We start from the raw sequence: 23,964 nt of genomic DNA, 5'->3' as shown, positions 1-23,964 counted from the left end.
GCGTATATCTGTAAATGGCAGTAGAGCCCCTCAGGCGCCGGGCGAGATCGCGACGCCCGCTTCGGCCGGCTTGCGCGGCGGGCGCATGACGACCATCGATTCTTCTTCGGCATCCTGCGGCGCACCCCAGAATTCGGCCAGCGTCGGGCCATCCTTGAGGCGGCGGTCGCGGGCCAGAAAACCCCAGACCTCGCGGAACCAGACGCGGCGGCCCATTTGCGTATACCAGCGCATCGAATGGCGCTGTTCGGGATCGGGATGGAAAAGAATGCGGGCCAGCGCCTTCGGCCGCGACTGCACCGCGACCTCGATCAGCTTGACCGAGAAGAACAGCATCCAGGGTTTCAGCCGCGTCATCTGCAGTACCTGGTGCTTGTAGTCCCACAGCCGGGTGTCGATCTGGATCACCTTGCGGTCCCTGGCGATGCGGAAGAACGGCGTCCAGCGATGCGGCGTGACATAGAGCGCCTGGATCTGGTCGGGGTCATAGGCAAGCAGCTGGCGGAAGCCGCGCCAAAGATCGCGAAAGGTCTCGTCCTCGAACCCGGCCACCCAAGTCGCCATCGACAATATGCCATGCTGGCGCAGCAACCGGATCGCCTCGCGGTCGGATGAGGTGCTGCCGCCCTTGCGGATCAATGCAAGTGTCTGCTCGTCGGTGTTTTCCATGCCGAGTAGCCAGCGGATGACGCCGGCCTTGCGGTAGAGATGCAGGATATCGGCATCGCGCACGATGTCGTCGGCGCGGGTCGAGCCAACGATCAGCACAGGCACGTTCTCGGCGATCAGCGCATCGAGAAAAGCGCGCCAGGCTTTCTTCGACACCGTCGGGTTTTCGTCGGCGAGGTTGATCAATTCGACGCCGTGCTCGCGGTGCAGCCAGGCGATCTCCTGCGCAAACTTCTTGGGATCGCGATGTCGCCAGCGGGTCCAGAAACCGCGCTGGCCGCAATAATTGCACAGATGCGGACAGCCCCTGGAAAACTGCATGACCACGGCGCGCTTGCCGCCCCAATAGCTGTAGCGGCGATGGTCGATCAGCTCCCAGCCGACGCGGTAATCGTCGAGGGCGGCGATGGTGCCGGCCGGACGCGTCGCGAAGGGAGGGCCGAGATCGTCGCGATAGGCGATGCCGGCGACTTCGGCCAACGGCCGGCGCTTGTCCAGCGCCTCAATGAGGGCAACGATGGTTGCCTCGCCCTCGCCGCGCACGATGAAGTCGAAGACATCGGTTGCCGCCAGTATGTCGCGCCAGTGATAGGTCGGGAACACGCCGCCATAGATCACCAGCGCCGCCGGCTCGCGTGCCTTGACCATGCGGGCGATGGCGAGCGCGGTCGGATGCGCCGAGGTCGACCCGGAATGGCCGATCAGGATGCAGTCGGGCTGGCCGCTCAAAGCATCGCGCACAAGGGTGTCCAATGGCATCGGCCCGAACTCGGCATCGACGAGCCGCACATCATGGCCGGCGTCGATCAGCGGCCCGCCAATTGCCAGAAGGCCAAGCGGCGGCAGATGGTCGTCGGGCACGCGGCTGCCGATGGCGGTGTGCGGCGGATTGATCAGCACGATGTTCATGACGGACCCCGGAGCAGTGGTCCGCATGGGTAGCCGGCGCTTCAGATCGGCAATTGGGCTCCATTCAGCAGTTTGCGTGCAGCTTTTCGGCAGAAATGGCGATGCCTGCGTTCATCGCCTGAGATGGGCGAGCGGCACGTGGCCGGGGCCCTTGATGTTCTGCAGAACCAGCTGAGTGTGGACGTCGCGCACGCCCGAAAGCCGCATCAGCCGGTGCATGACGAAGGCGTTGAGCTCGTCGACCGATGGCACCATGACATGCAGCAGGAAATCGTGCTCGCCAGTCATCGTCCAGCAGGACGACACTTCGTCCATGCGCTGCACGGCGGCAATGAAGGTTTCTGGCGAACCGTCGCTGTGGCTGACCAGCCGCACCTCGATGAACACCTCGACCATCAGGCCAACGGCGCGGCGGCTGACCACGGCGGCGAAGCCCTTGATGATGCCGGCCTCCTGCAGCGCCTCGAAGCGGCGCGCGCATGGTGTCGTCGACAGGCCGATCTCCTGCGCCAACTCGGATACGGGTTTTCGCCCGTCGCGCTGCAGGATGTCGAGCATCTTGATCTCGAAATCGTCAAACTGAGGCATTTTCACTCTCCTTCAGCTTTCGTGTGGTGACTTTTACCTCAGATCCTGCCTCCAAGCCATCATCAAAGCTGAATTGCCTCGCCGGCTGCCGCTACATTTGGAGAACAGATTCGAAATGTCATGATCAGGGGAGAACAACCATGACGACGATGAGCGTTGCCGAGTACGCCCGTGATTGCGCGGCCCAAGGCCTGCGCGGCGACTATTCGGTGTGCCGTTCCGACTTCACCGTGGCGCAAGGCTATGATTACAGCGCCGAGGAACAGGCGGTGTGGCGCACGCTGTGCGACCGCCAGACCAAACTGACCCAAAAACTGGCGCACCACTCCTATCTCGACGGCGTCGCCACGCTCGGGCTGCTGGACAGGATCCCGGATTTCAGCGCGGTCAGCGAGAAGCTGCGCAAGCTGACCGGCTGGGAAATCGTCGCCGTTCCCGGCCTCATTCCGGCCGCGCCCTTCTTCGACCATCTCGCCAATCGCCGCTTTCCGGTGACCAACTGGCTGCGGACGAAGGAAGAACTCGACTACATCGTCGAACCCGACATGTTCCACGACTTCTTCGGCCATGTGCCCATCCTGACGCAGCCGGTGTTTGCCGATTTCATGCAGATGTACGGCGAGAAGGCCGAGAGCGTGATTGCGCTGGGTGGCGACGAGATGATCACCCGCCTTTATTGGTACACCGCCGAATACGGGCTGATGCAGGAGAAGGGCCAGCCGCTGAAAGCTTTCGGCGCCGGGCTGATGTCGTCCTTCACCGAATTGCAGTTCGCCGTCGACAGCAGGGATGCGCATCACGTGCCCTTCGACCTCGAAACGGTGATGCGCACCGGTTACGAGATCGACAAGTTCCAGCGCGCCTATTTCGTGCTGCCGTCCTTCGACGTGTTGCGCGATGCGTTCCGGACCGCCGATTTCAAGGCGATCGTTGCCCGCCGCAAGGGGCAGCCCGCGCTCGACCCGGCGACGGTCTAGCAAATCCGGAACCGGTGTTTAAGGCGTTGCGCCCGGAAACAAAGACCTGAAGCGCGTCGCGTGAATCCGTTTCAACGCGACGCGCTTCGGGCGCTCGATCCCGTTGGCCTATTGCATGGCGGACGGGTTCATCCACAGGAACTCCCAGACGTTGCCGTCGGGGTCTTCGATGTGGCGGTTGAACATGAAACCGAGATCCTGCGCAGGGTTGGGATCGGCGCGGCCGCCGGCCGCTACGCCCTTCTCGACTATCGCATTGACCTCGTCCTTGCTGTCTGTGGTGAGCGCGATCAGCATCTGGCTGTCACGCTTGGCGTCGCCGATCTGCCGTGCCGTGAACTGGCTGTAATGTCCGTGCGTCAGCAGCATGACCCCAATGGAGTCTGAGAACATGATCGAGCTGGCCTGGTCGTTCGAGAACTGCGGATTGAGCGTGCCCCCGATCGCGAGATAGAACTTTGTCGCTGCCTGCAGATCGCGCACCGGTAGATTGAGGAAGATCATCTTGGTCATCGGTCTAAGCCTTGCCTTCGTTGACAGGTACTAGTCAGTCCAGTACCGTTTCATGGCTATCACGTGGGAACGGTACCGTCTAGTACCGATCAAGGGAGCGCGATGAAAATCGACGGTGAGACGAGATCGGCACGCAAGGATCGTGAAATCATCCAGGCGGCCACGGCGGCGTTCATCGCTAAGGGCTATGACGGGACCAGCATGGAAGAAATCGCTACCAGGGCGGGAGCTTCCAAGCAGACCGTCTACAAGCATTTCACCGACAAGGAGACGCTGTTCGGCGAAGTCGTTCTGTCGACCGCTACACAAGCCAACGACATCATCGAGTCCGTGACGACGCTGCTTTCCGAGGCGAAATTCATGGAGGGTGGCCTGCGGCAGCTTGCTCGACGTTTGATAGCGGTTCTCATGGATGAAGAGTTGTTGAAGCTGCGGCGCCTAATTATCGCCAACGCGGACCGAATGCCGCAGCTTGGCCGCAGTTGGTACGAAAAGGGCTTCGAGCGCATGCTTGGCTCAATGGCGTCCTGCTTTCAAAAGCTCACCAGTCGAGGATTGATACAAACCAGTGATCCCCATCTGGCAGCCAGCCATTTTTTTGGAATGCTTCTTTGGATCCCCATGAACGAAGCCATGTTCACGGGAAGCAACCGGCGTTCCAAAGCCGAACTTGAACGACACGCGGATGCCTCGGTGGAGGCGTTCCTTGCCGCCTATGGGGTCCAGCCGAAATAGTCTCGTCCCTGCCGACATATGCAGTGCAAACACACAGGCATCCCTATCGCTCGGCGTCCGGCCCCTCGGCGATCAGTCGCGCCAGCTGGTCGCGCTGCAGGTCGAGTGCGGCGTGGACGAAGCGCGATATGGTGGCGAGTTCCGCGTCGCTGAAGGTGGCGACGACCTTCTCGCCTTCGCGTGCGATGGCGCCGTAGTAGCGGTCCGACAGCTCGCGCGTCGCCTCGGTCGCCTCGATCACCACCTTGCGCCTGTCTTCCAGACTGCGTGTCCGGGTCAGGTAGCCGCGTGCCTCCAGCCGGTCGATCAGCGCGGTCACGGCGGCCGGCGTCAGGCCGGTTGCGATCGCGATGGCGCCGGCCGATTGCGGGCCGCCGTAAAGCAGCCCGATGCAATGGCGTTCGGCCATGTTCAGCCCAAGCCTTGCCCCCACTGCTTCATCATAGGCCTGCGTCGCGTCCTGCCACTGCATGATGGCCAAGCCGATGGCCGTCGTCATGTCGTCACGATTCCGGCTTGACGATTTTATTTCGATCATCTAACTATCAATCTGTCTAACATTTAGACTATTGCATCAATATGCGGCTGTGGCCCGGACATAGCAAGGGCCAGCCGCCGACAAGGAGTGAAAAATGAGCCTGATTCAACAGCGTGCACCCCTCTCGCATGAGGAAGAGTACAAATATGCCGAGATGGCGATGAAATGGTATGGCTGGGGTTCGCCCATCGGCCTCGGCATACTGCTGGTGGCGCTGGCCGCCGCGGCTGTGCTGGTGCGCATCGCCGTCTACGGCCTCTAGGGCAATTGCAGGAAAAGTGTGTAGCGGTTTTCCGTCCGGAATTGCGTAAATCGCTGCAACTCAGTACTATCTTCCCAAAGGCGCGCCAAGGCGGCGCCGGCAGCCGTCACAGGCGCCGGCGCCGCCTGCTTTTTGGAACATTAGACATGATGACTGCGTCACACAGTGATGATCTTGCTGAGATGATCACCCATCCGGCAGGCAAGCGCTGTGATCGTCGTCGTCGGGTTGCATTCGCCCGAGGTGCAGAACACCGAGGAGCCGCCGACATAGAGATTGTCCATGCCGTGCACCTTGCAGTTGGCGTCGACGACGCTTTTGGTCACATCGGTACCCATGCGGGTGCCGCCCATATGGTGGTGGCCGGCCAGTTCCTCATCCGTCGGATAGTCCTGGCCATTGGCAAGCCAGTCCATGATGCGGACGCGGCCGAGGTCCTTCTCGATCAACGTCGTGCCGAAGAGTTTGAGCCCCTCCAGAATGGTGCGTCGCTCCAGCGGCGACTTCTTCCAGTGCAGCTCGATGCGCGGCACGCCGGCATGGTCGACGTCGGCCTTCGACAGTTCGATCCGGTTCGAAGCCAGCGGCGCCTGTTCCCAGGCTACGTAGAGCTGGGCCGCACAGCGCAGATTCTGGCTGAGCTGGTAGGCCACCCATTCGGCGGCGTCGGGTGCGGTGCAGGCCAAGTCGGCAATCAGGCTCTTGACGCCGGCATAGGGCGTCTCGATCAGGCGGATGCCGAAATTCATGATCTGCAGCCGCTCCATGGCGGCCAGCGTCGGCGAGAAGAAGGCCTCGTTGACGGCGTCGACCTCGAACTCGCTGTAGTCGGCCAGGATGGCATTGCCGCCCTCGAAGGTCGGGTGTTCCATCCAGTAGCGGCCAAGCGCCGTGGCGTTCGGCACCACGCCACCGTTCGAGCGTTGGTTCGACCATAGAAGCAGCCGCGAATTCTCCAGCCCGCCGGTGCAGACGATGAAATAGTCGGCGCTGAAGGTGCCGGCATCCTGTCCGTTCGACCACAGCCTGGCGCCAGTCACCCGCTTGCCGTCGCCTGCTAGTTCGGTGGCATAGGTGTTGAGCACGACAGCGATGGTCTTGCTCTTGTCGAGCTCGTCGGCGAATTTCTCGCCAAAGCGCACGGCCGGGCTTTTGATCAGTTGCACCCAGCGTATGTCGTCCGAAATCGGCACATCGGGACGGAAGTCCGGAAGCTCGAGGATGTCATGCACCTCACTCAGATAGGGCTCGATGTCGGCGCGGCTGATCGGCCAGCCGGTGTCCGGCGCCCACGCCTTGGGCTCGAAATCTTGGCTGTCGAGCACCCGGCACCAGCCGGCCCAGTGGTTCGACGACCCGCCCATGAAGCGCAACCGGGTGATATCGAGGTCGAAATAGGGATCGCCGACCGTGGTGCCGCGGTAGAAATCCTGCGACTCGTCGCTGAATTCGCGCGAGCCGGCTTCCAGCACCACGACCGGAATGCCGGCGGCCCCAAGCTTCCTGGCGATGGTGGTGCCGGCAGGGCCTGAGCCGAGGATACAGACCCTGGGTTTGAAATCCGAGGCGCGATACGCCTCATAACTGTCGAAGATCATGCCAGGTCGCTCCGCTTCAGGATCCAGCCATTGACCTCGACGATCTCGTCAGGGTCGGCATGGGGGCGCTCGCTGTCAGGCAGCTTGCGAAACAGCCGTAACGCCGGCATCGCAAGCAGCGCCTGCAGGATGGCGCGGCGCGATACTTTCTTGATGAAGAAACTCATGACACGTCTCTCGATGGGGGCCTCGATCCACGCATGGCGTTCCCTGAACGGCACACCTGCCGGCAAGACAGGCCATTTCCGTGCCAGTCCTAGCCGGTAAACGGCTTACAACCGGGTAAACGGCGTGGTTGCGTGAAAAACGACGTTAGCAAATCCTTAGCGAGTATGAGCGCGAGCCTCAGGCGGCCTCGGAAATGTCCCGGTCGAGGATCGACAAATTGCGGCCACGGTGCTTGGCCTCGTAGAGCCGGAGGTCGGCAGCGCGCATCAGTTCCGAAACATTGGCATCCTCGCCGCAAGTGATGCCGCCAATGCTGACGGTCAACGGCACCGTGCGCTCGTCGACCGGGCGGAAGCGGATCAGCTCGACTTCGCGGCGGATGCGCTCGGCGACGCGCCTGGCCTCCGCGCCGGTGGCGCCGACCAGGAAGGCGCCGAACTCCTCGCCGCCGATGCGGCCAAGCACGTCGCCGCTGCGCACGCCACGCTCGATGGCGCTGGCGATCAGCAGCAGCGCGTCATCGCCGGTCAGATGGCCGAAGCTGTCGTTGATCGCCTTGAAATGGTCGGCGTCGATGATCAGCAGCGCGCCGCGATCGGATTTACGCCGCGAGCCGTCGAGCGCGGCAAAGAAGCTCTCGCGGTTGAGCATGCCGGTCATGTCGTCGCGGCTCGCCTTCTCCGACAGACGCCGGTGCGCGGCGGCGAGCTGGGCATGCGCGCGGGCGAGGTCGCGGTGCGCGCCTTTCAGCCTGTCGCTCTGCCAGAAGGTGCTGGCGCAGGCGATCCAGGCGAGCGCCAGCGGGCACACTGTCGACGTCAGCCAGATGGTGCGACTGACCGGAAAACCCATGGCGGGAACGACAATAAGCGTCAGCAAAAGCGAGACGGCTACCGAGCCGAACGCGACGGCGGCGGACTTTAAAAGTATGCGACTCATCGCTGGCTCCCACTGAACCGTCTCTGTGCCAGCAAGCCCTGAAGGCCACCTTTCGGCGATGGCTAAAATTTGAATGGTGAGCCCATTTTTACAACTCTAGATGCACATAGGTTGTGGATAAGCCTGACATCAGAAAGGGGTTCGAACGGCAGATATTTCGTGCCATAAGGACGCCATGACCACGTCGCCCGATCCCGCCCGCTTCGCTCACGTCACCGACTGGGTGTTCGACCTCGACAACACGCTCTATCCGCACCATTCGAATCTGTTTTCACAGATCGACGTCAAGATGACGGCCTATGTCGGAGAATTGCTGACGCTGCCGCGTGACGAGGCCCGCAAGCTGCAGAAGGAGCTCTATCTCGAATATGGTACGACGCTGAACGGGCTGATGACGCGCCACGGTATCGACCCCGACGACTTCCTCGAAAAGGTGCACGACATCGACTATTCGTGGCTGGTGCCCGATCCGGTGCTCGGCACCGCCATCCGCCAGCTTCCCGGGCGCAAGTTCATCTTCACCAATGGCGACCGCAGGCACGCCGAGCGCACCGCGCGCCAGCTCGGCATCCTCGACCATTTCGACGATATATTCGACATCGTCGCCGCGGGGCTGACGCCGAAGCCGTCGCGCCAGACCTATGAGAAGTTTGCCGAGCTGCACGCCGTCACCGGCCACAATGCGGTGATGTTCGAGGATCTCGCCCGCAATCTGGAGGTGCCGAAATCGCTGGGCATGACCACAGTGCTGGTGGTGCCGCGCAATTTCGAGCCGACCTTTGCCGAGATCTGGGAACGCGACCCGGCCAATGAGGACGACGTCGATTTCGTCACCGACGATCTCGCCGGTTTCCTGACGGGGATAGTCGCGGGGAGCGAGGCAGTAGGGCAGTAGGGCAGTAGGGCAGTAGGGCAGTAGGAGAATACGGCGGTTGCACTCACCGCATCCAGATCAAATTCCCCTACTCCCTTACTCCCCTAACTTGTAGAAGCGGCTGATAATCTCCCACGCCTCGTCCGCGGTATCGACGAAGTCGATGATGTCCTGGTCGCCGGGCGTGATGGTGCCCTGTTCGGCCAGGAAATCGAGATCGATCGCCCTTTTCCAGAACGCCTTGCCGAACAGGATCACTGGCACGCGCTCCATTCGGCCGGTCTGGATCAGCGTCAGAGTCTCGAAGAACTCGTCCATGGTGCCAAAGCCGCCCGGAAACACCGCAACAGCCTTGGCGCGCATGACGAAATGCATCTTGCGGATGGCGAAATAGTGGAAGTTGAAGCACAGCTCCGGCGTCACATAGGCATTCGGCGCCTGCTCGTGCGGCAGCACGATGTTGAGGCCGATCGACGGCGCGCCTACATCGTCGGCGCCGCGATTGCCAGCCTCCATGACGCCAGGCCCACCACCGGTGACGACGACGAATTCGCGATAATAGGACGTGGCTGACTGCTTCGCGCAGAGGCGGGCGAATTTGCGCGCCTCCTCGTAGTATTTGCTGTTTTCCTCGAGGTTCTTCTTCTGCGTCTCGTTCTTGGCCGCCCAGGCCTCGCCGCCAGGTTCGGGAATGCGCGCGCCGCCGAACAGGATCACCGTCGAGCGAATGCCGCGTTCGGCCAGGATCATTTCGGGCTTCAGGAGTTCCAGCTGCAACCGCACCGCGCGCAATTCGCGACGCGTCATGAAGTCGGGATCGTTCCAGGCCAGACGATAGGTGTCGGCGCGCGTCTGCGGCGTATCGGGCACGCTTTTCGAGCGCTCCAGATCCTCGTCCGAATGCGGCAGCGGCGTCCATCCCGCCTTTTCCATAGGAGTCATATGCTTTACCCGTCCCAACAGTTCACTTGCGCTGTCCCGTGGCGCACGCGCGATTGACCCCCAATACGCCTTAACATAAGCAGGTTCCGCAAAAGTGTTCGGCGGTTTTGCGACAAGAACCTGCTACATGCAACGACACAGGCAGGCAAAGCCTGCCAAGGGGTCCGCGCGATTTTCAAAACAGGTTAAGGCGATGGCCTTAACAGCGTGGTAACGGAGCGAATTCATGTCGAAGCCTGATCTGGCAAGCCTCGAAAAGACCATCGAGAAGGCCTTCGAGGAGCGCGACACGATTTCGACCGCGACCCGCGGCGAAACGCGCGACGCCATCCAGTCTTCACTCGACCTGCTCGACCGCGGCACCGTGCGCGTCGCCGAGCGCCAGGCCGATGGCAAGTGGCATGTCAACCAGTGGCTGAAGAAGGCGGTGCTGCTCTCCTTCCGGCTCTATCCCATGGAGATCATCAAGGGTGGCCCGGGCCATGCCGTATGGTGGGACAAGGTGGCGTCGAAGTTCGACGGCTGGAGCGCTGTCGATTTCGAGAAGGCCGGCTTCCGCGCCGTGCCGTCGTCGATCGTGCGCCGTTCGGCCTATATCGCGCCGGGCGCGGTGCTGATGCCTTCCTTCGTCAATGTCGGCGCCTATGTCGACAGCGGCACCATGGTCGACACCTGGGCCTCGGTCGGCTCCTGCGCCCAGATCGGCAAGAACGTGCACCTGTCGGGCGGCGTCGGCATTGGCGGTGTGCTGGAGCCTATGCAGGCCGGCCCGACCATCATCGAGGACAATTGCTTCATCGGCGCGCGCTCGGAAGTGGTCGAGGGCTGCATCGTGCGCGAAGGCTCGGTGCTCGGCATGGGTGTGTTCATCGGCCAGTCGACCAAGATCGTCGACCGCGCCACCGGCGAGGTCTTTTACGGCGAAGTGCCGCCGAATTCTGTCGTCGTTGCCGGCTCGATGCCGGGCAAGGCTTTTCCGAACAACGAGCCGGGCCCTGGCCTCTACTGCGCCGTCATCGTCAAGCGCGTCGACGCCAAGACCCGTTCCAAGACCTCGATCAACGAATTGCTGCGCGATTGATCTTTTTTACAAACGGACGCACCTTCCGCCGGCGCGACATTCCGTCGCGCTGATTCCGCATGGAGGGGTGACATGGACTGGAAGTATCTTCTGACGAGCTATGAAGGCCGTATCAACCGCGCCAAATTCTGGGCTTGCGTTGGTGTGATATTCGTTGGCGCCATCATCGCCATCATCATCGACAACATCATCGGCACCACGTTCAACAACATGCCCTATGGTTTCGTCTACCTGATCTATGTGATCGCCACGCTCTATCTGGTCTTCGCCGTCTACGCCAAGCGGTGGCATGACCGCAACAAGTCGGGCTGGTGGACACTTATCGCGCTGGTGCCTTTCATTGGGGCGATCTGGCTTATCGTCGAGCTGGGCATCCTCGAAGGCAACAGGGGCGCCAATCAATACGGACCGGATCCGCTTGCCTGAAAAAACAGACCTCATTTGGCTTTTCTTCAAAACCTCAGGCCGCGTCAGCCCCGGTGCGTATGCGCTGGCCGGCCTGCTTTTGCTGCTTGCCCAGTTTTTCCCGCTTTACCAGTTTGCCAGACTGGAGCCCGGCACCGCAAATAGCCAGGTGTGGGCCACTGTGTTCTGGAGCGTTGTGCTGATTTCGACCTGGTCGAGCTTCGCGGTTACGGCAAAACGTTTCCATGATTTCGGCAAGCCGACTTACTACGCGTTGATCTCTCTCATCATCGGCCCGATTCTTCTTCTCATTCTTGCCTGCTTCAGAAGTGATCCCGGGCCCAACCGCTACGGCCGGCACACCAATTCTCCCGCACAAGCCTGAGGGCCGACCGGATATCTCGCCATGCGCTACCGCACGCTTGATCCGAAGCTGATCATCGACACCGCCGAGCGGCTGGAAGGGCGCGTCGCCGAGCGTTTTCCCGAGGCGGGCCTGCGCGGCGTCGCCGCCGAACTGGTGTCGCTGTCGCACGACCTGGCCAAGGCGGCGCAGGCGCTCGAGGCGCCGATCTGGTGGCTGCGCGGCGCCATCGTCGCCGCCGTCGCCGCCGGCGCGCTGATCTTCCTGTTCGTCGGCACCATCCTGCCGCTCATCCATATCTCGCAGGCCGACGACGCGGTGCAGTCGGTGCAAGGCATCGAAGCCACGATCAACATGATCATCCTTGCCGTGCTCGGCCTGCTGGCGCTGATCCGCACCGAGGAGCGCATCAAGCGCAAGCGGGTGTTTCGCCAGCTGCATGGGCTGAGGTCGCTGATCCATGTCATCGACATGCACCAGCTGACCAAGGATCCGGCCGCGTTGTCTGCCAATTTCAGGCCGACCGCGCATTCGCCGGCGCGTATCACCAATGCCGCCGACCTGGCGCGTTACCTCGATTATTGCTCGGAAATGCTGTCGATCACCGGCAAGATCGCGGCGCTGTTCGCGCAGTCGGTCAATGACGATGTGGTCATCGACGGCGTCAACGACGTCGAGAACCTGGCATCCAACCTGTCGCGCAAGATCTGGCAGAAGATCACGCTGATCGAGAACCATCCGGCGGTGCAGCCGCTGCCGGCGCCGGGCCCGGCGAGCAAGGCGCCGGCTCCGAGGCGCGCGCCAAAGCTGTGACGCAGCGGTGCCGGCGTGCCTGCTTTTTCCGGGCCCATGTGCGGGCCAAAGTCTGACAGCTTGCCACGAGCGCCCTATCCAGCGACGGCTTCCGGAGTCAGCGCGGGTGACCCGCGCTTTTCCCGCTCGGCCTGCCGCACCAGCGCGGTGACCCGCTTCAGCAAAGGCGCCGGCGTGCCGGCCTTTTCGGCGAGGCTCAGGACCGTTCCCTGCAGGTCGCCGATTTCGGTTGGCCGGCCACGCTGGAGATCGTCCCACATCGACGAGCGCGCCTGCGGGTCGATGGCGAGCATGCGCCGCGCCACCAGCCGGAACAGCCAGTCCGGCAGCCGGAGCAGTTTCGGCAGCAGGCCGGGACGCAGGCCGCCGATCCGCGCCGGCGCTATGCCTGAGGCCTTCATCGCCGCCAGCGCCTCGTCGATCTGACCGGCCAGGATCAGCCGCCAGCGGCGGTCGGCGAGCTCGCTCGCCAGCGGCAGGCCGGACAGCGCGACGAGCGCATTGTTGAGGTTGATCAGCAGCTTGCCCCACTGCACTGCCTTGATGTCGGCATGGGTTTCGACGGCAAGGCCTTCGACATCGAGAAGGCCGGCAACGCCGGCCGCACCCTCTTCGATCATCACCTTGCCCTCGCTGGCGCGATGCACGTGAAGCGGCAAGTCGCCTTCGGTCGACTGCACGACATTGAACGGCACCATGCCGGCGAGCACCGGTCGAGAGCCCAGCCCGGCGCGCAACCGGTCGGCATTGCCGACACCATTCTGCAGGCTGACCACCACGACATCACTGCTCGCGTGTGCGGCAATGAGCGCCGCCATCTCTTCAGTGGCGCCGTTCTTGACCGTTACCAGCACCACGTCGGCATTGGCCAGGGCGGCGGCGGGTTCGGCAGTGACGGACACTGGCTTGATGGATCGGTCGCGACCGTCGAGGTCGGTGACACGTAGCCCACCGCCCAGCAAGGCCTCCGCGATGCGCGGCCGCGCCAGAAACACCACCTTGCGTCCGGCCAGCGCCAGGCAGCCGCCGACATAGCAGCCGATGCTGCCGGCGCCGGCAATGACGATGGTCTTTTCGGCATTGGCCATGCGACAATCCCGTGTTGGCCCTGCACTATACGACATGAAAACCATAATGTCGGCGGCAGGACCGGTCATCATCTCTGGCCGTGACAGGCCTTTCGCTTTCGATTATCGCTTTGCCGATGAAACTGCCGACCGATCCCGCCGCCAACCTCGCGACCCTCATACGCTGCGCTTCCGTAACACCCGCCGAGGGCGGTGCGCTGGCAGCGCTGGAAGGCATGCTGAAGCCGCTCGGCTTTTCCGTCGAACGCCCGGTGTTTTCCGAAGACGGCACCCCCGACATCGAGAACCTTTATGCGCGCCGCTCCGGCAATGGGCCGCATCTGATGTTTGCCGGCCATACCGACGTGGTGCCGGTGGGCGATGAGGCATCGTGGACGCATCCGCCCTTCGCCGCCGAGATCGCCAAGGGCGAGATGTACGGCCGCGGCGCCGTCGATATGAAGGGCGGCATCGCCTGTTTCATCGCCGCGGTGGCGCGCCATGTCGAGAACAAGGGTGGCCCGAAAGGCTCGGTCTCGCTGCTGATCACCGGTGATGAAGAAGGCCCGGCCATCAACGGCACGACAAAACTGCTCGACTGGGCGGCGGCCAAGGGCGAGAAATGGGATGCGTCGATCGTCGGCGAGCCGACCAATCCAGACGCGCTCGGCGACATGATCAAGATCGGACGGCGTGGCTCGATGTCGGGCAGCGTCACCGTCAACGGCCGCCAGGGCCATGTCGCCTATCCCTTGCTTGCCGACAATCCGGTGCGCGGCCTGATGAGCCTGGTCGAGGCCTTGCTCCACCCCGTCTTCGACAAGGGCACTAGGGATTTCCAGCCGACCAATCTGGAAGTGACCTCGATCGATGTCGGTAATCCGGCGACCAATGTCATCCCGGCCAAGGCGACAGCCACCTTCAACATCCGCTTTAACGACAGCTGGACGGCCGAGACGGTGCAGGCAGAGATCCACAACCGCCTCGACCAGGCTGCCAAGCGCAAGAAATACCGGACCGGCAAGAAGAGCCCTGTCGACTACGAACTGGTCTGGCGCGACCGGCCGAGCCATGTCTTCCTGACGCGCGACGACAAACTCATCGACACGCTGCGTGGCTCGATCAAGGCGGCGGTTGGCAAGGAGCCGGCGCTCTCCACCTCCGGCGGCACTTCGGACGCCCGTTTCATCAAGGATTATTGCCCGGTGGTCGAGTTCGGGCTGGTCGGCAAGACCATGCATATGGTCGATGAACGCGTCGCATTGGCCGACCTCGAAACGCTGACCCAGATCTACCAGCGCTTCATAGAAGACTGGTTCGAGCAAGGCTGATCATGCTTTCGGTTGACGAGACCTCTTCATCGCTTACCGGCGCCTGGCGGCTGATGCTCGGCAAGGCCGACGGCTTGCGGCTGCTCGACCTGTCGGCGGACGGCTTCTGGAATTCCTTCTTTGCCATCGTCGTCGCCGCACCGGCGATGATCGTCGGCTGGGTCGGCACGGCCAACGAGATCGGCGACCCCAATGCGTTCGCCGGGCGGCTGGGCATGTTGATCCGGCTGGCAACCGTCGACCTCGGCTCGTGGCTGCTGCCGCTGGTTGCGCTTGCCCTGGTCGCGTCGCGTGCCGGCATCGGCGATCGCTTCGTCCACTATGTCGTCGCCAGCAACTGGGCGTCGGCAATCACCGCCTGGATGCTGCTGCCATCGGCGTTGATCCGGCTCTTCCTGCCGTCCGGCAACCCATTCGCCGAATTGGTGTGGATGGGCTTGGTGGTGCTGTCGCTGGTGCTCACCTGGCGGATGACCAACGCCGCGATCGGCAAGGGCGCGGCTGTCGGCAGCGCCGTGTTCGCAGGCATGCTGGTGGTGTCCCTGGCCGTCTTGTTCGGCTTGGTGGCGCTGCTCGGCATCACTGTACCGACCGCCCCGGCCTAGGATTTTTCCGGATAGTCGACGCCGATGAGAAAAAGCCCGTCGGGCGGCGCCACCTGGCCGCAGGCGGCGCGGTCCTGCGCGTCGAGCGCGGCCTTGAGGTCGGCAGCCGTCCAGCCGCCGTCGCCGACGCGTTTCAGCGACCCGACCATAGAGCGCACCTGATTGTGCAGGAATGAGCGCGCCGAGGCCCTGACCTCGATCAGGTCACCCTGGCGGCTCACATCGAGCCGCTCCAGCGTCCGCACCGGACTGTTGGCCTGGCATTGCGTCGAGCGGAAGGTGGTAAAGTCACGCCGGCCGAGCAGGACTTTCGCCGCTTCGTGCATGGCGACCGCATCGAGCCGCTTCGGCACCCACCAGACCTTGCCCTTTTCCATCGCAGCCGGCGCGCGCCGGTTGAGGATGCGGTAGAGATAGTGCCGTCCGGTGGCCGAGAAACGGGCGTCGAAATCGTCGGGGACAACCCTCGCCTGCAGGATGGCGACGTGCGCGCCCGCCGCCTGCAGATGCGCGTTGATGGCGTCACGCACCTTATCGTTGGGCCACGCCTTGGCGAGGTCGACATGCGCCACCTGCGCGGTCGCATGCACGCCGGCGTCGGTACGGCCGGCGGCGCGTATCCGCACCGCCTCGCCGCTGAATTTCTCGATCGCCTGTTCTATCGCCTGCTGCACCGAAGGCTGATCCGCCTGGTGTTGCCAGCCGGCGAAGAGGCTGCCGTCATATTCGATATCGAGACGAAAACGCGGCATCGGCCACCGACACTCGCCTAGAGCCTGAAGATTTCAGGTCGAATCGACCTGAAATCTGAATCCGGCTCTAAATCAAAGAGATAGAGCATGATGTCGTCCGAAAACCGCTTCACACTTTTCGGCATCATGCTCAGGCGGCGAGTGCGGTAAAGGCCTGGGCGTAAACCAGTTTGCCTTTTTCGGGTGCGTCACCCCAGGCCAGCGCCTGCAGCGCCTCACCCTGGTATTCGCTCTCGAACTTTTCGGCGCGCGCATGGTTGTAGCCGAAGCGGCCGTAATAGGCCGGATCGCCCAAGACAACGGCGAGCACTTCGCCGGCGTCCTTGAGGCGGATATGCGCCTCGCGGATCAGCGCACCGCCAATGCCCGAGCCGTGGAACGAAGGTTCCACCGCCAACGGCGCCAGCGCCACCGCCGGGAAACTCTTGCCGCCATTCTGCACATACAGCCTGGAGAACAGGATGTGGCCGACCACCTGGCCGTCTTCTTCCGCCACAAGCTCGACAACGGCGTCGCCGCCGGTGACCAGCGCGTCGACCAGACCGGCCTCCGCCTGCTGGCCGAATGCGTGTTCCTCGACGAGGCGAATAGCCTCGCGGTCCCGCGGCGTTGCCGCGCGTATCGACATCATGCTCATGTGAATTTCATTCCTTTTTCGATCTTGGCCCCGCGCAGAAACTCCTGCGCGGCAGCGGGCCTTCCGCCCGCCCGTTGAACTTCGACCAGCCTGACCGCGCCTGTTCCGCAGGCGACCGTCAGCCGGTCATCGAGAATTCCTCCCGACTCGCCCATGCCTTCCGAAGGCGACCAATCTTCGGTAAGTGATTGGCCGTCCACAAGCGTCGAGCGAAGCAGTTTCAGCCGTTCCGTACGGCCGCCAATTTCAATCTCGGACCAGGCCCCGGGAAAGGGCGACAGGCCACGAAGGTGATTGTGGACCTCGACAGCCGGCCGCGTCCAGTCCACGCGGGTCTCCGATTTGTCGATTTTTCGGGCGTAGGTCACCCCATCCACAGCTTGCAAGGTGAATACCAGCGTTTCCGTCTGAATTCGGGACAACGCTTCTACCATCAGTGTGGCAGCAATGTGCATCAGCCGATCATGCAGGTCGCCGGCCGTCATATCGGGGTCGATGGCACATTTTTCAACCAGTGCCACCGGGCCGGTGTCCAGGCCCTCTTCCATATGCATCACCATCATGCCCGTCTCGGTGTCGCCGGCCATGATGGCGCGCTGGATGGGAGCTGCACCACGCCAGCGCGGCAAAAGCGAGGCGTGGCCGTTGAGGCAGCCAAGCGGCGGCGCCTCCAGAATGGCCTTCGGCAACAGCAAACCATAAGCGACAACCACGGCGACATCGGCCTGCAACGCGCGGAAAGCGGCCTGCTCGGTCTCGCTTTTCAGCGAAATCGGCGTGCGCACCGCGATATCAAGCCGGTCGGCCTCGCGCTGCACCGGCGACGGCGTCAGTTCCAGCCCACGGCGGCCTGCAGCGCGCGGAGGCTGGGTGTAAACGGCTGCTATCTCGTGTCCGGCCTCGGCGATCGCGCGCAGCACCGGCACCGAAAACTCCGGCGTGCCCATGAAGATGACGCGAAGCGGCATCTTTTCCTATCCCACCAGCTTGCCCGGCGCCTTGTCCTTGGCGAGCTTCTTGAACTTCTTGACCACCATGTCGCGCTTCAACTTCGAGATGTGGTCGATGAACAGCACGCCGTTGAGGTGGTCGATCTCGTGCTGCAGGCAGGTCGCCATCAGGCCTTCGGCCTCGATCTCCTGCAGCTTGCCGTCGCGGTCGAGATATTTCACCCGCACCGAAGCCGGACGCTCGACCTCGGCATAATAGTCCGGGATCGACAGGCAGCCTTCCTCGTAGACCGAGCGGGCGTCGGCGCTTGCGAGGATTTCGGGATTGATGAAGACATGCGGCGCCGGCGTTTCGTCTTCCTTAGCGAGGTCGATGACCAGCATGCGCAGCGGCTCGCCGATCTGGATGGCGGCGAGGCCGATGCCCGGCGCGTCATACATGGTCTCCAGCATGTCGTCGGCCAGTTTGCGCAAAGGCGCATCGACGCGTTCGACGGGTTTGGAAACCTGGCGCAGGATGGGATCGGGAAGGATGATGAGCGGCTTGATCGACATGGCGTCTCACCTAAGACGTCATGCGAAAAGCGTCAACCGGGGCGGTTTGCGCCCGTTCACGTTTTGATCTGTGCCAGACCGGCGAATCGGCTATGCTGGCGACATGAACGACCTTAACTCCATCCTTTCCGAACCTGTGGCCCAGCTTGGCGCCACGACAATCACGCTCGGCCATGCGCTGGCCGTCGGCGCGATCGTGTTTCTCGGCCTGTTCCTGGCGCTTGTCGTGGCATTGTGGCGGTCGGCCAGGGCGCGCACCATCGCAGCTGCGGAAGCTGCCGACCACGCCCGCGACGCAGAGGCGCGGATGGCCGGCATTTTGCAAAGCCAGGCGGAGATGCAGGGCCGCATGGGCGCCATCGCCGAGGTGTTCGGCGCCAGGCAGGCCGAACTCAACCAGTCGATCGGCCAGCGCCTCGACGCCATGACCGGCCGCCTCGGCCAGACCATGACCGAGCAGACCAAATCGACGCATGAGAGCCTGGCGAAATTGCAGGAACGGCTGGCGGTCATCGACACCGCGCAAGGCAACATCCAATCACTGGCCGGCCAGGTTGTGCAGCTGCAGGCGATCCTGTCCAACAAGCAGACGCGCGGCGCCTTCGGCCAGTCGCGCATGGAGGCGATCGTCGCCGACGGCCTGCCGATGGGCGCCTATGAATTCCAGGCGACGCTGTCGAATGGCAGCCGGCCCGACTGCCTGATCAGGATGCCGAACGGCGCGCCGCAGCTGGCCATCGACGCCAAGTTTCCTCTCGAAGCCTGGAACGCCATCCGCACCGCCGATGGCGCCGACTTGCAGAAGGTCGCGGCCCAGGCCTTCCGCCGCGACATCGAGCTCCATGTCCGTGATATCTCGGAAAAATATTTGATCCAGGGTGAGACGCAGGACACTGCCTTCATGTTCGTGCCGTCGGAATCGGTGTTCGCCGAAATCCACGAGAATTTCGACGCCGTCATCCAGAAGGCGCACCGCGCCCGGGTCATCATCGTCTCGCCGTCGCTGCTGATGCTGTCGATCCAGGTCATCCAGGCGATCCTCAAGGACGCCCGCATGCGCGAGCAGGCGCATCTGATCCAGGGCGAGGTCATTCGGCTGATGGAAGATGTTCAGCGCGTCGACGAGCGGGTGCGCCGGCTGCAGACGCATTTCACCCAGTCGGCCAAGGATATCGACGACATACTGGTGTCGACGTCGAAGGTGACCAAACGCGGCCAGAAGATCGAGGCGCTGGAGTTTGGCGAAAGCGAAGCTGAAGTGCGCGGCGGCGGATCCGCCAAGGCCGAGCCCGGGGTGCGGGTGGCGGATTCCAAGACAGGCCAGCTAAGGCTCCGTGTCGTCGAGGGCGACGATTAGACCGTAGCCACGATTAAGTGTGCCTGGATTTTGGCCGCAACCTCGCCGCTGCCATGTCTGGCTGCAATCACGGCTGCGGCATGGTCGGTTGCGGCTTGCAGTTTTCCCGCATCCCTGGCCTCGATCTCGGTGCGAAGAACCGTCCCCTGGCAATAGGCAACCGCCGGAAGCCGCGGCGACGATGCACGGCTTTGTTCGGCCCTCGTCTCGATCGCCACACGGGAGAAACCTGCACTTTCCAGCTCGCTGCGGATAAGGGCCGTGTCATGGTAGCCGTGCGGCGTGCGGGCGAGAAAGCGCGGCGGATCGTCCGGAAAGATCTCGGCAAGAGCGTTCGTCACATCATTGGCAAACACATTCTCCTCGATGCGATCCCACACGTTGAACAGGAAATGGCCTCCGGGCTTCAGGACCCGCTTTGCTTCGCGATAGCCGGCGGTGCGGTCGGGAAAGAACATCGCGCCGAACTGGCAGCAAACGAGATCGAAGGTCGCATTTTCAAACGGCAGCGCCAGAGCATCCGCCTGGCGCCATTGGATGCGACTGTCGGGTGCTTGCCGCGAAGCAGCAAAGTCGAGCATCGGCTGGTTGAGATCGGTCACGACATAGCTTGCACCGGGAGACAGTTTTGGCGCCAATGCGCGGGTGACAACTCCGGTGCCGGCGGCGACTTCCAGGACAGCGCCGGGCGACAAGGACGCTGCCCGCCGTGCCATATCCGCGGCGAAGGGCTCGAAAATCAACGGCACCATATAGCGGTCGTAGTTTTCCGGAATCGAGCCGGCAAAAATCTTGTCTGTTTCCAGCATCGCTTTCACCCGCCATCCGTTTGATGGTGAGCCTAGCACATCATCGTCTGGTTTGGGGCGCGTTTAACCGGGAGGCAGGTGCTACTGCGCCTCCACGATGCTGATGCCCTCGAATTTCGGAAGCCAGTGCAGGGCCGACCGGTGCCATTTCTGTTGTGTCGGAACCAGATCCTCGCGTTGCCGCGCGGTTCCCGCCCTGATCCCATAGACCTTCGGGCCGTCGCCAACCGACGTCGCGTAAAGATGCGAACCGCAGTCGGCGCAAAAGGCCTGGGCGCGCTTGGCGCCGCTCGATCCTGTCTTGATATAGACCTTCGGCGTGCCCTTGTGATCCGGTAGTGATCCTCAGACGCGGGAACGGTGACACGAAAGGCCGTGCCGGTCAGTTGCTGGCAGTCGGTGCAATGACAGATCGAGGTCTTTTCCGGGTCGACCTCTGCTTCATAAGTGATGGCGCCGCAATGACACCCACCATCGATTTTCATGGTTGCTCCTCCGAAATCCGTCGACTGATCTTAGCGGGACCAGGCGATGGAGCCAACGACGGACTTCTGGTCCAGGACTAGAGCTCTTTGTTTTGACGCAATTACCAAGGGAAAGCGCTACGCGCTTTTCCCGGGAAAACCGCCCACACTTTTCCTGGAATTGCTCTAGTCCGATGCCGCCTCGACCTGCTTGCGCCGGTGTTCCCAGGTTCCCGTCGTCTGCGGCTTGACGAACAGCCTGGTGATCTCCGGCATCTCCTTCTTCAGCAGCGCCTCCAGGCGCTCGACGCAGGCTTCGATCTCAGGCGCCGTCAGATGGTCCTCGAATTCGATGCTGAGGCCGGCGACGATCTCTTGCGGGCCGAGGTGGACGGTGAGAACGCCGTTGGCCCGTTGCACCGCCGGATCCTGCTGGACAATCGCCAGCACCTTGGCTTGCATCTCGGGCGAGGCCGGCTCGCCAATAAGCAGGCCCTTGCTTTCGCGTGCCAGGAAGATCGCGGTGGCGCCGAGGATCACCGCGATGCCGATCGAGGCGGCGCCGTCGAGTTCGGGCATGTCGAGGACTTCCGCCGCCAGGATGCCGGCAAAGGCGACGACGAGGCCGAGAAGGGCGGCGCTGTCCTCGAACAGCACGGTGTAGACGCTCGGATCCTTGCTCGATTGCACGGCCTGCAGCCAGCCTTGCTTGCCCTTTTGCTGGCGGAACTCCTTCAGCGCCACATACCAGGAGCTGCCCTCGAACAGCATCGAGAGGGCGAGCACGATGTAGTTGATTTTGGGATTGGCGACCGGCTCGGGCGCCATGATGTGGATGACCCCCTCGTAGAACGACACCCCGGCGCCGAGCGCAAAGACGAGCAAGGCGACGATAAAGCTCCAGAAATACAGCTCGCGGCCATGGCCCAGCGGATGCGTGCGGTCCGGCGGGCGGGCGGCGCGATGCATGCCGTAGAGCAGCAGGCCGCCATTGCCGGTGTCGACCAGCGAGTGCACGCCTTCCGACAGCATGGCCGAACTGCCGGTGAAGAAGGCGGCGACGAACTTGGTCAGCGCAATGGCGAGATTGCCGGCGAGTGCCGCGTAGATGACCGTCTTCGACCCGCCATGCGCTGCCATGCTGTCCCTCCAAGGCACACAATGTAACGGCCCTGCGACCGAAGCTCCACGGGCATCACAACGCGCCAGAAGCCCGGTCGTTCAGGCCCTTGAAGGCTGGCTGGAGAAAAAGACGCCGCTATTCGATGATCTCGTCCGTCCAGACCTTGAAGCTGGCCAGCGTGCCCGGCCCGAAAATATGGGTCAGCGGCACGTCGGCGGCGTCGCGGCCGGAAGCGATCAGGATGCGGCCGATGCGCGGGGAATTGTTGCGCGGATCGAAGACATGCCAGCGACCGCCGAGATAGACCTCCATCCATGCGGCGAAATCCATGCTCGCCCAGGGTTTGGGCAGGCCGATGTCGCTGATGTAGCCGGTGCAGTAGCGCGTCGGGATGTTGAGCGCACGGCAGAAGGTGACGGCGAGGTGGGCAAAGTCGCGGCAGACGCCGCTTTGCTCGCGATAGGCTTCGGCCGCAGTGCGCGTAGGCCGCGCATTGCCATAGCTGAAGACGATGTGGTTGTGAACGAAGTCGCAGACCGCCTGGACACGCGCAATGCCGAGCGGCGTATTGCCGAACAGCCGCCAGGCTTCGCTGGCCAGGAGATCGCTCTCACAAAAGCGGCTGGGCAACAGGAACAGCAGTGTGTCTGATGGCAGGTCGCGCACCTCGTGCTGCCAGGCCATCAGGTCGCCCATCTCGAAGGTGCCGGGGTCGCGGATCACGGAATCGGTGCCGAAGGTGAAGCGGCCGGGCGGGGCGACGAAACGGTTGCACCAGTTGCCGAAACTGTCGCGATAGCTCTGGATCGGCACCGGCGGGCTGGAGGTCAGGAAATCCGGGCGCTCGAGATCGGATGCCCTGGAGTAGTGGACGTTGAGCATCGCGATCAGCGGCGTTTCCTGCGGAAAGTCGAAGCTCATCTCGCAGCCGATGTGGATTCGCATCTGTGTCCTGACCGGCCTGCCTGATCATCGCCCGGCAGGAAGCGCGGCCTGATGCTGCAGTGCGAAGACAACCATGGCACGGACCGGCATGGTTTACGAGCAAATTAGAAAGCGGTTGAAAGCGGCCCGCTGGCGCCGGCGACAGGCGCCAGCCCCCTTGCAGTCCGGCGTTTCTCTTGTTTCACTTGGCGTCCCAGCAATTGGAGGATCGAATCATGGCTAAAGGTGCGATGAAGGCCGGCAAGGAAGCCCGCAAGCCGAAGAAGGACGCCAAGAAGCCCGCCGCGGCTCCGGCGCTCAAGGCGCCTCCCGTCAAGGCGATCAGACTCAAGGACAAGTAAGTCGCTCGGACCGAAATCCGGGCAATCCGTTTCGGCGCAGATTTTTACACCGGTGGCATGAGCAATGCTGCCGGTGTTTTGTCGATCGGGCAGGCGAAGCCGCCTATATCGAGGCGGCGAGGACGACCTCGCGCCTTCCCGAAAAAACCGGCCGGGACGACCCGCCATCCTCATGGAATGAAGTGCATCCCGATGTCGTGGATTTTTCTGTTTTTCGCCGGCCTGTTCGAGATCGGCTGGGCGATCGGCCTCAAATACACCGACGGCTTCTCGAAGCCGCTACCGACGGTGCTCACCGTCGCGTCGATGATCGTGAGCCTGGGGCTGCTCGGTCTGGCGCTGAAGACGCTGCCTGTCGGTACGGCCTATGCGGTGTGGACCGGCATTGGCACGGTCGGCACGGCGCTACTCGGCGTCTGGCTGCTGGGCGAGCCGGCAACCGCGATCCGGCTCGGCTGCATCGCGCTCATTGTCTGCGGCATCATGGGGCTGAAGCTCGCCGCCTAGAGCAGTTCACCGTTTCACGGAAACGGCGATCTGCTCTATCTTTGTCTTTCGCGCTTTTCCCGGGAAAACCGCTTCACACTTTTCCTGGTGCTTTAAGCCAAAGCAACCGAGGAAATCGGCGCACAAATACGTTCAGGGCCGCTGAA

Annotated in this window: 29 protein-coding genes and 1 pseudogene; 13 read left to right on the top strand and 17 right to left on the bottom strand. The window is 62.8% G+C overall.

Features of this window, described 5'->3' with window-relative positions; genetic code table 11:
• Nucleotides 1-30 precede the first annotated feature (30 nt).
• Together bchE and AC1D1L_RS16705 are read right to left on the bottom strand one after the other, a co-directional pair.
• Nucleotides 31-1,578, bottom strand: a complete 1,548-nt coding sequence (gene bchE / locus AC1D1L_RS16710) for a magnesium-protoporphyrin IX monomethyl ester anaerobic oxidative cyclase (protein ID WP_477342642.1) — start codon at nucleotides 1,576-1,578, stop codon at nucleotides 31-33.
• A gap of 111 nt (nucleotides 1,579-1,689) precedes the next feature.
• A complete protein-coding gene (locus AC1D1L_RS16705; RefSeq protein ID WP_477342641.1) occupies nucleotides 1,690-2,166 on the bottom strand; it encodes an Lrp/AsnC family transcriptional regulator in 477 nt (158 codons plus the stop codon).
• 140 nt (nucleotides 2,167-2,306) lie between these two features.
• Here AC1D1L_RS16705 and phhA point away from each other — a divergent pair, with 140 nt between their 5' ends.
• A complete protein-coding gene (phhA, locus tag AC1D1L_RS16700; RefSeq protein WP_477342640.1) occupies nucleotides 2,307-3,143 on the top strand; it encodes a phenylalanine 4-monooxygenase in 837 nt (278 codons plus the stop codon).
• A gap of 108 nt (nucleotides 3,144-3,251) precedes the next feature.
• On the opposite strand, the gene AC1D1L_RS16695 is transcribed toward phhA, so the two are convergent.
• A complete protein-coding gene (locus AC1D1L_RS16695) occupies nucleotides 3,252-3,656 on the bottom strand; it encodes a VOC family protein (RefSeq protein ID WP_352582868.1) in 405 nt (134 codons plus the stop codon).
• 102 nt (nucleotides 3,657-3,758) lie between these two features.
• Here AC1D1L_RS16695 and AC1D1L_RS16690 point away from each other — a divergent pair, with 102 nt between their 5' ends.
• Nucleotides 3,759-4,391: a TetR/AcrR family transcriptional regulator gene (locus tag AC1D1L_RS16690; RefSeq protein WP_477342639.1), complete on the top strand. Its 633-nt coding sequence runs from the start codon at nucleotides 3,759-3,761 to the stop codon at nucleotides 4,389-4,391.
• 43 nt (nucleotides 4,392-4,434) lie between these two features.
• On the opposite strand, the gene AC1D1L_RS16685 is transcribed toward AC1D1L_RS16690, so the two are convergent.
• Entirely contained in the window at nucleotides 4,435-4,929 is a 495-nt protein-coding gene (locus AC1D1L_RS16685) for a MarR family winged helix-turn-helix transcriptional regulator (RefSeq protein WP_477342638.1), read from the bottom strand.
• Between the two features lie 94 nt (nucleotides 4,930-5,023).
• On the opposite strand from AC1D1L_RS16685, the gene AC1D1L_RS16680 reads away from it, so the two are divergent.
• The gene (locus AC1D1L_RS16680) at nucleotides 5,024-5,191 is read left to right on the top strand and encodes a hypothetical protein (protein ID WP_181059834.1); all 168 of its coding nucleotides are present in this window, start codon (nucleotides 5,024-5,026) and stop codon (nucleotides 5,189-5,191) included.
• 158 nt (nucleotides 5,192-5,349) lie between these two features.
• On the opposite strand, the gene AC1D1L_RS16675 is transcribed toward AC1D1L_RS16680, so the two are convergent.
• The 3 genes from AC1D1L_RS16675 to AC1D1L_RS16665 all read right to left on the bottom strand — a co-directional run bounded on the left by AC1D1L_RS16675 (nucleotide 5,350) and on the right by AC1D1L_RS16665 (nucleotide 7,896).
• A complete protein-coding gene (locus tag AC1D1L_RS16675; RefSeq protein WP_477342637.1) occupies nucleotides 5,350-6,789 on the bottom strand; it encodes a GMC oxidoreductase in 1,440 nt (479 codons plus the stop codon).
• A complete protein-coding gene (locus tag AC1D1L_RS16670; RefSeq protein ID WP_436257524.1) occupies nucleotides 6,786-6,956 on the bottom strand; it encodes a hypothetical protein in 171 nt (56 codons plus the stop codon). Before AC1D1L_RS16670 ends, AC1D1L_RS16675 begins: the two co-directional genes overlap by 4 nt.
• A gap of 178 nt (nucleotides 6,957-7,134) precedes the next feature.
• Entirely contained in the window at nucleotides 7,135-7,896 is a 762-nt protein-coding gene (locus AC1D1L_RS16665) for a GGDEF domain-containing protein (RefSeq protein WP_112559018.1), read from the bottom strand.
• A 175-nt stretch (nucleotides 7,897-8,071) separates the two neighbouring features.
• Between AC1D1L_RS16665 and AC1D1L_RS16660 the strand changes: the two genes are divergently transcribed.
• Entirely contained in the window at nucleotides 8,072-8,791 is a 720-nt protein-coding gene (locus AC1D1L_RS16660; protein WP_477342636.1) for a pyrimidine 5'-nucleotidase, read from the top strand.
• Nucleotides 8,792-8,866: 75 nt separating this feature from the next.
• Here the strand turns inward: AC1D1L_RS16660 and AC1D1L_RS16655 are convergent, their stop codons facing one another.
• Nucleotides 8,867-9,712, bottom strand: coding sequence for an LOG family protein (locus AC1D1L_RS16655; protein WP_477342635.1), 846 nt, complete (start codon nucleotides 9,710-9,712; stop codon nucleotides 8,867-8,869).
• Between the two features lie 226 nt (nucleotides 9,713-9,938).
• On the opposite strand from AC1D1L_RS16655, the gene dapD reads away from it, so the two are divergent.
• From dapD to AC1D1L_RS16635, 4 genes are all read left to right on the top strand, one after another.
• Nucleotides 9,939-10,793 carry a 2,3,4,5-tetrahydropyridine-2,6-dicarboxylate N-succinyltransferase gene (gene dapD, locus AC1D1L_RS16650; protein ID WP_477342634.1) on the top strand — a complete coding sequence of 285 codons (855 nt, stop codon included), beginning with the start codon at nucleotides 9,939-9,941 and terminating at the stop codon, nucleotides 10,791-10,793.
• Between the two features lie 72 nt (nucleotides 10,794-10,865).
• The gene (locus AC1D1L_RS16645; RefSeq protein WP_112559022.1) at nucleotides 10,866-11,219 is read left to right on the top strand and encodes a DUF805 domain-containing protein; all 354 of its coding nucleotides are present in this window, start codon (nucleotides 10,866-10,868) and stop codon (nucleotides 11,217-11,219) included.
• Complete coding sequence (locus tag AC1D1L_RS16640; RefSeq protein WP_477342633.1) at nucleotides 11,212-11,583, top strand: DUF805 domain-containing protein; 372 nt, start codon at nucleotides 11,212-11,214, stop codon at nucleotides 11,581-11,583. Before AC1D1L_RS16645 ends, AC1D1L_RS16640 begins: the two co-directional genes overlap by 8 nt.
• A 21-nt stretch (nucleotides 11,584-11,604) precedes the next feature.
• Nucleotides 11,605-12,375 (top strand): hypothetical protein, encoded by a 771-nt coding sequence (locus AC1D1L_RS16635; RefSeq protein ID WP_477342632.1) that lies wholly within the window; start codon nucleotides 11,605-11,607, stop codon nucleotides 12,373-12,375.
• A 74-nt stretch (nucleotides 12,376-12,449) separates the two neighbouring features.
• Here AC1D1L_RS16635 and AC1D1L_RS16630 read toward each other — a convergent pair whose 3' ends face one another.
• A complete protein-coding gene (locus tag AC1D1L_RS16630; protein ID WP_477342631.1) occupies nucleotides 12,450-13,463 on the bottom strand; it encodes a 2-dehydropantoate 2-reductase in 1,014 nt (337 codons plus the stop codon).
• Nucleotides 13,464-13,579: 116 nt separating this feature from the next.
• On the opposite strand from AC1D1L_RS16630, the gene dapE reads away from it, so the two are divergent.
• Both dapE and AC1D1L_RS16620 read left to right on the top strand, forming a co-directional pair.
• The gene (gene dapE, locus AC1D1L_RS16625; protein WP_477342630.1) at nucleotides 13,580-14,773 is read left to right on the top strand and encodes a succinyl-diaminopimelate desuccinylase; all 1,194 of its coding nucleotides are present in this window, start codon (nucleotides 13,580-13,582) and stop codon (nucleotides 14,771-14,773) included.
• Nucleotides 14,774-14,775: 2 nt separating this feature from the next.
• The gene (locus AC1D1L_RS16620; protein ID WP_477342629.1) at nucleotides 14,776-15,378 is read left to right on the top strand and encodes a transporter; all 603 of its coding nucleotides are present in this window, start codon (nucleotides 14,776-14,778) and stop codon (nucleotides 15,376-15,378) included.
• On the opposite strand, the gene truA is transcribed toward AC1D1L_RS16620, so the two are convergent.
• The 4 genes from truA to def all read right to left on the bottom strand — a co-directional run bounded on the left by truA (nucleotide 15,375) and on the right by def (nucleotide 18,272).
• Nucleotides 15,375-16,130, bottom strand: coding sequence for a tRNA pseudouridine(38-40) synthase TruA (gene truA / locus AC1D1L_RS16615; RefSeq protein ID WP_477342628.1), 756 nt, complete (start codon nucleotides 16,128-16,130; stop codon nucleotides 15,375-15,377). The two genes, AC1D1L_RS16620 and truA, sit on opposite strands and share 4 nt — an antisense overlap.
• Nucleotides 16,131-16,260: 130 nt before the next feature.
• Nucleotides 16,261-16,767 (bottom strand): GNAT family N-acetyltransferase, encoded by a 507-nt coding sequence (locus AC1D1L_RS16610; protein WP_142867367.1) that lies wholly within the window; start codon nucleotides 16,765-16,767, stop codon nucleotides 16,261-16,263.
• Nucleotides 16,764-17,735 (bottom strand): methionyl-tRNA formyltransferase, encoded by a 972-nt coding sequence (gene fmt / locus AC1D1L_RS16605; RefSeq protein ID WP_477342627.1) that lies wholly within the window; start codon nucleotides 17,733-17,735, stop codon nucleotides 16,764-16,766. The genes AC1D1L_RS16610 and fmt overlap by 4 nt, the downstream gene beginning before the upstream one ends.
• 6 nt (nucleotides 17,736-17,741) lie before the next feature.
• Nucleotides 17,742-18,272 (bottom strand): peptide deformylase, encoded by a 531-nt coding sequence (def, locus tag AC1D1L_RS16600; RefSeq protein WP_192257020.1) that lies wholly within the window; start codon nucleotides 18,270-18,272, stop codon nucleotides 17,742-17,744.
• A 103-nt stretch (nucleotides 18,273-18,375) separates the two neighbouring features.
• Here def and AC1D1L_RS16595 point away from each other — a divergent pair, with 103 nt between their 5' ends.
• A complete protein-coding gene (locus AC1D1L_RS16595; RefSeq protein ID WP_477342626.1) occupies nucleotides 18,376-19,629 on the top strand; it encodes a DNA recombination protein RmuC in 1,254 nt (417 codons plus the stop codon).
• Here AC1D1L_RS16595 and AC1D1L_RS16590 read toward each other — a convergent pair.
• From AC1D1L_RS16590 to AC1D1L_RS16575, 4 genes and pseudogenes are all read right to left on the bottom strand, one after another.
• Complete coding sequence (locus tag AC1D1L_RS16590; RefSeq protein WP_477342625.1) at nucleotides 19,626-20,438, bottom strand: class I SAM-dependent methyltransferase; 813 nt, start codon at nucleotides 20,436-20,438, stop codon at nucleotides 19,626-19,628. The two genes, AC1D1L_RS16595 and AC1D1L_RS16590, sit on opposite strands and share 4 nt — an antisense overlap.
• Nucleotides 20,439-20,519: 81 nt before the next feature.
• Nucleotides 20,520-20,923, bottom strand: a pseudogene (locus AC1D1L_RS16585) (GFA family protein).
• A gap of 165 nt (nucleotides 20,924-21,088) precedes the next feature.
• Nucleotides 21,089-22,042, bottom strand: a complete 954-nt coding sequence (locus AC1D1L_RS16580; protein WP_477342624.1) for a cation diffusion facilitator family transporter — start codon at nucleotides 22,040-22,042, stop codon at nucleotides 21,089-21,091.
• Nucleotides 22,043-22,160: 118 nt separating this feature from the next.
• The gene (locus tag AC1D1L_RS16575; protein WP_352582903.1) at nucleotides 22,161-22,970 is read right to left on the bottom strand and encodes a transglutaminase-like domain-containing protein; all 810 of its coding nucleotides are present in this window, start codon (nucleotides 22,968-22,970) and stop codon (nucleotides 22,161-22,163) included.
• Between the two features lie 215 nt (nucleotides 22,971-23,185).
• On the opposite strand from AC1D1L_RS16575, the gene AC1D1L_RS16570 reads away from it, so the two are divergent.
• Both AC1D1L_RS16570 and sugE read left to right on the top strand, forming a co-directional pair.
• On the top strand, nucleotides 23,186-23,311 hold the full coding sequence (locus tag AC1D1L_RS16570; protein ID WP_112559036.1) for a hypothetical protein: 126 nt from the start codon (nucleotides 23,186-23,188) through the stop codon (nucleotides 23,309-23,311).
• Nucleotides 23,312-23,503: 192 nt separating this feature from the next.
• On the top strand, nucleotides 23,504-23,818 hold the full coding sequence (gene sugE / locus AC1D1L_RS16565; RefSeq protein WP_477342623.1) for a quaternary ammonium compound efflux SMR transporter SugE: 315 nt from the start codon (nucleotides 23,504-23,506) through the stop codon (nucleotides 23,816-23,818).
• Nucleotides 23,819-23,964 lie beyond the last annotated feature (146 nt).

The sequence above is a fragment of the Mesorhizobium sp. P2_D6 genome, from assembly GCF_056404315.1.
This window is presented reverse-complemented; position numbering and strand designations above follow the sequence as displayed.

Coding starts and splice junctions, on each gene's coding strand:
- bchE (WP_477342642.1), bottom strand. CDS start 1,578: ATGAACATCGTGCTGATCAATCCGCCGCACACCGCCATCGGCAGCCGC.
- AC1D1L_RS16705 (WP_477342641.1), bottom strand. CDS start 2,166: ATGCCTCAGTTTGACGATTTCGAGATCAAGATGCTCGACATCCTGCAG.
- phhA (WP_477342640.1), top strand. CDS start 2,307: ATGACGACGATGAGCGTTGCCGAGTACGCCCGTGATTGCGCGGCCCAA.
- AC1D1L_RS16695 (WP_352582868.1), bottom strand. CDS start 3,656: ATGACCAAGATGATCTTCCTCAATCTACCGGTGCGCGATCTGCAGGCA.
- AC1D1L_RS16690 (WP_477342639.1), top strand. CDS start 3,759: ATGAAAATCGACGGTGAGACGAGATCGGCACGCAAGGATCGTGAAATC.
- AC1D1L_RS16685 (WP_477342638.1), bottom strand. CDS start 4,929: ATGATCGAAATAAAATCGTCAAGCCGGAATCGTGACGACATGACGACG.
- AC1D1L_RS16680 (WP_181059834.1), top strand. CDS start 5,024: ATGAGCCTGATTCAACAGCGTGCACCCCTCTCGCATGAGGAAGAGTAC.
- AC1D1L_RS16675 (WP_477342637.1), bottom strand. CDS start 6,789: ATGATCTTCGACAGTTATGAGGCGTATCGCGCCTCGGATTTCAAACCC.
- AC1D1L_RS16670 (WP_436257524.1), bottom strand. CDS start 6,956: ATGAGTTTCTTCATCAAGAAAGTATCGCGCCGCGCCATCCTGCAGGCG.
- AC1D1L_RS16665 (WP_112559018.1), bottom strand. CDS start 7,896: ATGAGTCGCATACTTTTAAAGTCCGCCGCCGTCGCGTTCGGCTCGGTA.
- AC1D1L_RS16660 (WP_477342636.1), top strand. CDS start 8,072: ATGACCACGTCGCCCGATCCCGCCCGCTTCGCTCACGTCACCGACTGG.
- AC1D1L_RS16655 (WP_477342635.1), bottom strand. CDS start 9,712: ATGACTCCTATGGAAAAGGCGGGATGGACGCCGCTGCCGCATTCGGAC.
- dapD (WP_477342634.1), top strand. CDS start 9,939: ATGTCGAAGCCTGATCTGGCAAGCCTCGAAAAGACCATCGAGAAGGCC.
- AC1D1L_RS16645 (WP_112559022.1), top strand. CDS start 10,866: ATGGACTGGAAGTATCTTCTGACGAGCTATGAAGGCCGTATCAACCGC.
- AC1D1L_RS16635 (WP_477342632.1), top strand. CDS start 11,605: ATGCGCTACCGCACGCTTGATCCGAAGCTGATCATCGACACCGCCGAG.
- AC1D1L_RS16630 (WP_477342631.1), bottom strand. CDS start 13,463: ATGGCCAATGCCGAAAAGACCATCGTCATTGCCGGCGCCGGCAGCATC.
- dapE (WP_477342630.1), top strand. CDS start 13,580: ATGAAACTGCCGACCGATCCCGCCGCCAACCTCGCGACCCTCATACGC.
- AC1D1L_RS16620 (WP_477342629.1), top strand. CDS start 14,776: ATGCTTTCGGTTGACGAGACCTCTTCATCGCTTACCGGCGCCTGGCGG.
- truA (WP_477342628.1), bottom strand. CDS start 16,130: ATGCCGCGTTTTCGTCTCGATATCGAATATGACGGCAGCCTCTTCGCC.
- AC1D1L_RS16610 (WP_142867367.1), bottom strand. CDS start 16,767: ATGAGCATGATGTCGATACGCGCGGCAACGCCGCGGGACCGCGAGGCT.
- fmt (WP_477342627.1), bottom strand. CDS start 17,735: ATGCCGCTTCGCGTCATCTTCATGGGCACGCCGGAGTTTTCGGTGCCG.
- def (WP_192257020.1), bottom strand. CDS start 18,272: ATGTCGATCAAGCCGCTCATCATCCTTCCCGATCCCATCCTGCGCCAG.
- AC1D1L_RS16595 (WP_477342626.1), top strand. CDS start 18,376: ATGAACGACCTTAACTCCATCCTTTCCGAACCTGTGGCCCAGCTTGGC.
- AC1D1L_RS16590 (WP_477342625.1), bottom strand. CDS start 20,438: ATGCTGGAAACAGACAAGATTTTTGCCGGCTCGATTCCGGAAAACTAC.
- AC1D1L_RS16580 (WP_477342624.1), bottom strand. CDS start 22,042: ATGGCAGCGCATGGCGGGTCGAAGACGGTCATCTACGCGGCACTCGCC.
- AC1D1L_RS16575 (WP_352582903.1), bottom strand. CDS start 22,970: ATGCGAATCCACATCGGCTGCGAGATGAGCTTCGACTTTCCGCAGGAA.
- AC1D1L_RS16570 (WP_112559036.1), top strand. CDS start 23,186: ATGGCTAAAGGTGCGATGAAGGCCGGCAAGGAAGCCCGCAAGCCGAAG.
- sugE (WP_477342623.1), top strand. CDS start 23,504: ATGTCGTGGATTTTTCTGTTTTTCGCCGGCCTGTTCGAGATCGGCTGG.